The 7,912-nt window shown below is 70.9% G+C and carries 1 protein-coding gene; it reads left to right on the top strand.

The features are described from left to right. Positions 1-7,912, top strand: a 7,912-nt coding sequence (locus KUM32_RS44115) for a type I polyketide synthase (protein ID WP_302185204.1), incomplete at both ends; no start/stop codon positions are given.

The following is a 7,912-nucleotide window of genomic DNA, read 5'->3' on the forward strand; positions in this document are numbered from 1 at the left end:
CCTGCATGCCTTGCTTTCGTCGTGGGGTGTGCGGGCCGATGTCCTGGTGGGGCATTCGGTTGGTGAGGTTGCGGCGGCTTATGTGGCCGGGGTGTTGTCGCTGGAGGATGCGGTCACGCTGGTGACGGCTCGGGGTCGTTTGATGCAGGCGTTGCCGTCTGGTGGGGCGATGCTCGCGGTCATGGCCTCCGAGGCCGATGTGCTCGCGGAGTTCCCCGACGTCGATATCGCCGTGGTCAACGGGCCGGAGTCGGTGGTGGTGGCCGGGCTTGAGGCCGACATCGACCGGATCGCCGAGCGTGGTTGGAAGACGTCGCGTCTGCGGACCAGTCATGCCTTCCATTCGCGGTTGATGGAGCCGATGCTGGCGGAGTTCCGTGCGGTGGTGCGCGGGCTGTCCTTCAGCGAGCCGTCGGTGCCGGCGGTGTCGACGGTGTCTGGGCGGGTGGTGGAGCCGGGGCAGTGGTCGGATCCGGAGTACTGGGTGGAGCAGGTCCGGCGGCCGGTCCGGTTCGCCGACGCGGTCAGCGCGCTCGACGACGTCACCCGGTTCGTGGAACTGGGCCCGGACGCGGTACTGACCGCCCTCGTGCAGCAGCCGGAGACGGTTGCCGTTCCGCTGCTGCGCCGTGACCGCGACGAGGTCACCACCGCGCTCACGGCGCTGGCCACCCTCCACGTCAACGGCGTGTCGGTGGACTGGTCGCCGCTGTTCACCGGGGTCCAGCCGGCCGAGCTGCCGACGTACGCCTTCCAGCACCAGCACTACTGGCTGCGCGCAACGGCATCCACCGGTTCCGCGGAGCCCGCGGAGGCGGGCTTCTGGAGCACCGTTGAGAGAGGCGATCTCCCCGCCTTCGCCGCCGAGTTGGGGGTGAACACCGAGGCCGCGGCGACCGTGCTGCCCGCGCTGTCGAACTGGCGGGCACGCGGCAGGGAACGATCGCAGATCGATGGTCTGCGGTACCGCGTCACTTGGAAGCCGGTCACCGATCCGGGCCCGGCGCGGCTCGGCGGCACCTGGTTGCTGCTCGCGGAAGAAGCCGAGGACACCGTCGCTCTCGCCGACGCTCTGACCAACCACGGCGCGACCGTACTGCAGCTGGAGACGGGGACGCGGACGCGTACAGAGCTGGCCGACCTGCTGCGGAGGCTCGGCACGCCCATCACGGGTGGTGTGATCGCGCAGGCCGGTGGCCCGCTCGGCGGGACGCTCGCCGTTGTGCAGGCGCTCGGTGACGCCGGAGTCGAGGCGCCGCTGTGGCTGCTCACGCGAGGTGCGGTCGCGACCGGTGCGGCCGACCCGGCCGTCGAACCGGGACAGGCGGAGGTCTGGGGCTTCGGCAGGGTCGTCGGGTTGGAGCACCCTGACCGTTGGGGCGGACTGATCGACCTCCCGGAGCCGCTGGACGCCCGTGCGGTCGGCCGGCTGGCCGCCGTTCTCGCCGGTCGGCTGGGCGAGGAGAACGAGGTCGCCGTCCGGGGCGCCGGGCTGCTGGTTCGCCGTCTGGTGCCAGCGCCTCAGCGGTTGGGCGGCAGCTGGGAACCGCGCGGTACGATCCTGATCACCGGCGGTACCGGCGGCCTCGGCAGGCAGGTCGCCCGGTGGGCCGCGGAGAACGGGGCTCGACGAGTCGTGCTCGTCAGCCGGCGACGAGCCGAGTCGGACGGCGTCCGTGAGCTGATGGCGGAGTTCGGTGGCATCGAGGCGCGGCCCTGCGACCTGACCGATCGTGCAGCGGTCACGACCTTGGTGCGGGAGTTCGACGACGAGCCCGACCTGGCCATCGTGCACGCGGCCGGAGTGCTCGACGACGGAGTGATCACCAGCCTCGACCCGGCCCGGCTCGACACGGTGCTGACGAGCAAGGCCGGTGCCGCCTGGCGACTGCACGAACTCACGGCGCATCGGCCGCTGACGGCGTTCGTACTGTTCTCCTCGACCGCCGGCGTCTTCGGCAACCCGGGCCAGGCCAACTACGCCGCAGCCAACGCGGCCCTCGACGCCCTTGCCGAACACCGCGCGGCCCTCGGGCTCCCCGCCACCTCGGTCGCCTGGGGCCCCTGGGCCGACGCCGGCATGATGGCCGGCCACGCGGACTCCGCACAGTTCCGGCGTACCGGCCTCTCCCTGCTACGCCCCTCGGCGGCACTGGCCGCACTGGCTGCCGCGGTGAGCGGCGGCGAACCGACGGTGGTCGTCGCGGACGTACGCTGGGAGCGGTTCGCCGCCGAACTGGGCGCACTGCGGGCCGCTCCCGTCCTGGCCGATCTGCCCGAGGCGCGCGCGCTGGGGCGCGCGGTGACCGTGACCAGCGGGCTGCCGCTCGCCGTACGCCTGGCGGAGCTGGCGCCCGCCGAGGCCCGCCGGACGGTTCTGAACGAAGTACGCGACCAGGCAGCGGCCGTACTCGGGCACGGGTCCGCCGATGCGGTGGCACCCGACCGCTCGTTCCAGGAACTCGGCTTCGACTCGCTGACCGCGACCGAACTGCGCAATCGGCTGGCCACCGCCACCGGGCTCACCCTGCCCGCCGCGCTGGTCTTCGACTACCCGGACGCCGAACGACTTACCACGTTCCTGCTCGACCGGCTCCTCGGCGCACAGCCCGCCGCACCACGGACGGCACCGGCCGCACCGGTCACCGACGATCCCCTCGTCATCGTCGGCCTCGCCTGCCGCTTCCCGGGCGGGGCGGACACTCCCGAGGAACTCTGGAACCTCCTGGCCGCCGGCACCGACGCGATGGGTCGGTTCCCCACCGACCGCGGCTGGGACCTCGACGCCCTCTACCACCCCGACCCGGACCACCCCGGCACCACATACACCCGTCAAGGCGGCTTCGTGTCCGCCGCCTCCGAGTTCGACGCCGGGTTGTTCGGGATTTCGCCGCGTGAGGCGTTGGCGATGGATCCGCAGCAGCGTCTGCTGCTGGAGACGTCGTGGGAGGCGTTCGAGCGCGCCGGGATCGACCCGCTGTCGCTGCGCGGTGAGCAGATCGGTGTGTTCGCCGGCACCAACGGTCAGGACTACGTCGCCCTCCTCGACGACGGCGGCAACGAGGATGTCGCGGACTCCGCGGGCCACATCGGCACCGGCAACGCGGCGAGCGTGCTCTCCGGCCGGGTCTCCTACACGTTCGGCCTCGAAGGGCCGGCGGTGACCGTCGACACGGCGTGTTCGTCGTCGCTGGTCGCGCTGCACCTGGCGACGCAGGCCCTGCGGACCGGTGAGTGCTCGATGGCCCTGGTCGGAGGTGTCACCGTGATGACGACACCGACCGCCTTCCTGGACTTCAGCCGACAGCGCGGACTGGCGGCCGACGGCCGCTGCAAGTCGTTCGCCGCCGATGCGGACGGCACCGCCTGGGGTGAGGGCGCCGGCGTGTTCGTCGTCGAGCGGCTGTCGTCGGCGCGGGCGGCGGGACGCCGCGTGCTGGCGGTGGTGCGGGGCACGGCCGTGAACCAGGACGGTGCGTCCAACGGCCTGACGGCTCCGAACGGCCCATCGCAGCAGCGAGTGATCCAGGCCGCGCTCAGCAACGCCGGACTGGCACCGGGCGATGTCGACGTGGTCGAGGCACACGGCACCGGTACCAGGCTGGGCGACCCGATCGAGGCGGAAGCCGTCCTGGCGACGTACGGTGGCCCGGACCGGGAACGGCCGCTGTGGCTCGGTTCGCTGAAGTCCAACATCGGACACACCCAGGCGGCGGCGGGCGCGGCCGGGATCATCAAGATGGTCCTCGCGCTCCAGCACGAGACCCTGCCCGCCACCCTGCATGCCGAACAGCCGTCGCCGCACGTCGACTGGTCCTCCGGTGCCGTGTCACTGCTGACCGAGGCACAGCCCTGGCCGACCGGAGCCCGGCCGCGTCGGGCCGGCGTGTCCTCCTTCGGAATCAGCGGCACCAACGCCCACGTGATCCTGGAGGAGCCGCCCACCTCCATACCCACCACCGGTCCCGCCTCGTCGCCGGACCTGACGATCCTGCCGGTCCTGCCAGTCCTGCTCTCCGGTCACACCCGGGACGCACTCCGCGCCCAGGCGGAACTGCTGCGCACGGTGGCGGACACCGACCTCCCGGCCCTGGCAGCGGCAACCGCCCGGCGTTCGAGGCTCGCGCATCGGGCGGTGGTGCTGGCGGGTGATCGGGCCCAGCTGGTGGATGGGTTGGATGCGGTGGCGGCGGGTGCGGGCGCTCTGAGTGGGGTGGCTCGTGCTGGTCGGGTTGCGTTCCTGTTCACGGGGCAGGGTGCGCAGCGGGTGGGGATGGGCCGGGGGTTGTATGAGGCGTTCCCGGTGTTCGCGGATGCTTTCGATCAGGTGGCGTTGTATGTGGACGTGCATCTGGACCGTCCGTTGTCGGTGGTGCTGGGTGATGAGGAGCTGATTCACGAGACGGGGTATGCGCAGCCCGCGTTGTTCGCGGTCGAGGTGGCGTTGCATGCCTTGCTTTCGTCGTGGGGTGTGCGGGCCGATGTCCTGGTGGGGCATTCGGTTGGTGAGGTTGCGGCGGCGTATGTGGCCGGGGTGTTGTCGCTGGAGGATGCGGTCACGCTGGTGACGGCTCGGGGTCGTTTGATGCAGGCGTTGCCGTCTGGTGGGGCGATGCTCGCGGTCATGGCTTCCGAGGCGGAGGTGGCGGCGGAGTTCCCCGACGTTGACATTGCGGTGGTCAACGGGCCGGGTTCGGTGGTGGTGGCCGGGTGTGAGGCCGACATCGACCGGGTTGCCGGGCATGGTTGGAAGACGTCGCGTCTGCGGACCAGTCATGCGTTCCATTCGCGGTTGGTGGAGCCGATGCTGGCGGAGTTCCGTGCGGTGGTGCGCGGGCTGTCCTTCAGCGAGCCGTCGGTGCCGGCGGTGTCGACGGTGTCTGGGCGGGTGGTGGAGCCGGGGCAGTGGTCGGATCCGGAGTACTGGGTGGAGCAGGTCCGGCGGCCGGTCCGGTTCGCCGACGCGATCAGCGCGCTCGACGGCGTGACCAGGTTCGTGGAACTGGGCCCGGACGCGGTACTGACCGCGCTGGTGCAGCAGCCGGAGACGGTTGCCGTTCCGCTGCTGCGCCGTGACCGGGACGAGGTCACGACCGTGCTGACGGCGTTGGCGGCCTTGTATGTGGATGGCGTGTCGGTGGACTGGGGGACGCTGTTCACTGGGGTCCAGCCGGCCGAGTTGCCGACGTACGCCTTCCAGCGGGAACGGTTCTGGCCGGAGAGGGGAGCGGCCAAGCCTCGCGGTGACCGTGACGACGACGGGTTCTGGGCGGACGTCGAGAAGGGCGACGTCGAAGAACTCGCCGACCGTATCGGTGTGGAGGCCACGGAACTGGCGACCCTGGTGCCGGCGCTGGCGTCCTGGCGGGCGCGAGGCCGGGAACGGTCGCTCATCGACGGCTGGCGCTACCGCGTCACCTGGCAGCCCGCCACCGTCACGGGCCACGGCCGGCTCACCGGAACATGGCTGCTGGTCGGTGACGACCGTTTCGGCCTCGCTGAGTTGCTGGCCGGGCTCGGCGCGGATGTCACTCCCGTGCCTGCGGGCACCCGGACCGAACTGGCAGCTCGACTGGCGGGGCATCAGGCAACCGGTGTCGTCTCGCTGCTGGGCTCGGTCGGTGAGGCGCTGGCGCTGGTCCAGGCGTTGGCGGAGGTGGGGCGTAGGGCTCCGCTGTGGTTGGTGACCCGGGGTGCGGTGGTCACGGGTCGTGCGGACGGCGTAGTGGACGTCGACCAGGCGGCGCTGTGGGGCTTCGGCCGTGCCGTGGGGTTGGAGTACCCAGAGTGGTGGGGTGGACTGCTCGATCTGCCCGCGGTCCTCGATGCCCGGGCCGCGGGGCGCGTCGGCACGATTCTTGGCGGCGCATTGGGCGCGGAGGATCAGGTCGCGGTGCGTGGAGGCGGGGTGCTGGTGCGCCGCCTGGTGCATGCGCCCGCTCCGCACGGGACGAGCTGGCGTCCGCGGGGAACGGTGCTGATCACCGGGGGGACCGGTGGGCTCGGGGCGCAGGTGGCGCGTTGGGTGTCGGAGCGTGGTGCTGAGCGGTTGGTGCTGGTGTCGCGGCGTGGTGCGGAGGCGCCCGGGGCGGCGGAGTTGCTGGCTGAGTTGCCGGGTGCGGAGATCCATGCGTGTGATCTGGCTGATCGGGTCGCGGTCGAGGCGTTGTTGGCGGCTGTGGGGCCTGTCGATGCGGTAGTGCATGCGGCTGGTGTGGGTGAGGATGTGCCGTTGGCTGAGGCTGATGTGGCGCATCTGGAGCGGGTGGTGCGGGGCAAGGTCGACGGGGCGTTGCATCTGGACGCGTTGGTGGGTGATGTCGATGTGTTCGTGGTGTTCTCCTCGATCTCGGCAACGTGGGGCAGCGCCCGGCAGGGCGCGTACGGTGCCGCGAACGCTGCTCTCGACGCCCTGATCCAGCGCCGTCGTGCCGCAGGGCTCACCGGCACATCGATCGCCTGGGGCCCCTGGGCACGTGTCGGCATGGCGGCCGACGACGAGGCCGCCACCGCGCTCCGCAGGCAGGGCCTGGTCGGGATGGAACCTGAGCGTGCGGTGGCCGCGCTGGCCCAGGCCGTGGGCGCGGCGGACGATCAGGTCACCGTCGTGGATGTGCGGTGGTCGGAGTTCCTGCCGTTGTTCACCGCGGCCAGGGAACGGCCTCTTCTGTCTGGTCTGCCGGAGGCTGTGGGGCTGAGTTCGGGTGTGGGGGAGTCGGAGTCCGGCCTTGCTGCGCGGTTGGTGGGTCTGTCGTCGGAGGAGCGGCGGCGTGTGGTGCTGGATGTGGTGCGGGGGGAGGTTGCTGCTGTTCTGGGGTATGCCTCGGCCGGTGCGGTCGAATCCGACCGGGCGTTCAGGGAGCTGGGTTTTGACTCACTGACCGCTGTGGAACTGCGTAACCGTCTCCAGACCGTGACTGCGCTGGCGTTGCCCGCGACGCTTGTGTTCGACTATCCGGACGCGGAGCGGCTCGCTGTCTTCCTGCTCGGGCGCTTCTCTCTGGGCACGGTTGTGTCCGACTCCAGCGTTGCGGAGGTTGTTGCTCCGGCTGTTGCCGAGGATCCGGTTGTGATCGTGGGTATGGGGCTGCGGTTGCCGGGTGGGGTGGAGACGCCGGAGGAGTACTGGGATCTGGTGGCCTCCGGCGGGGACGGGATCGGGGAGTTCCCGACGGATCGTGGCTGGGATCTGGAGGGTCTGTATCACCCGGATCCGGAGCATGCGGGTACCTCGTATGCGCGGCATGGCGGGTTCTTGTATGACGCCGGTGAGTTTGATGCGGGGTTGTTCGGGATTTCGCCGCGTGAGGCGTTGGCGATGGATCCGCAGCAGCGGTTGCTGCTGGAGACGTCCTGGGAGGCGTTCGAGCGCGCCGGAGTGAATCCGCGCGGTCTGGCGGGTCAGCCGGTGGGTGTGTTCGTCGGTGCTACGGCCATGGGATACGGCAGCGGCTCGATCGAGGCGGCTGACGGCGTCGAGGGGCATCTGCTGACGGGTACGGCGTCGTCGGTGATGTCGGGTCGGGTGTCGTACACGTTCGGTTTGGAGGGGCCGGCGGTGACGGTGGACACGGCGTGTTCGTCGTCGTTGGTGGCGTTGCATCTGGCGGTGCAGGCGTTGCGGTCCGGTGAGTGTTCGATGGCGCTGGTCGGTGGCGTGACGGTGATGCCGACGCCTGATGTTTTTGTGGAGTTTTCGCGGCAGCGGGGGCTTGCTGCGGATGGTCGGTGCAAGTCGTTCGGTGCGGGGGCGGACGGGACGGGCTGGTCCGAGGGTGCGGGGATGCTGCTGGTGGAGCGGCTCTCCGATGCCCGGCGGCAGGGTCACCCGGTCCTGGCGGTGGTGCGTGGTACGGCGGTGAATCAGGACGGTGCGTCGAACGGGTTGACGGCGCCGAATGGTCCGTCGCAG

Source organism: Streptomyces sp. AC627_RSS907 (assembly GCF_019049165.1).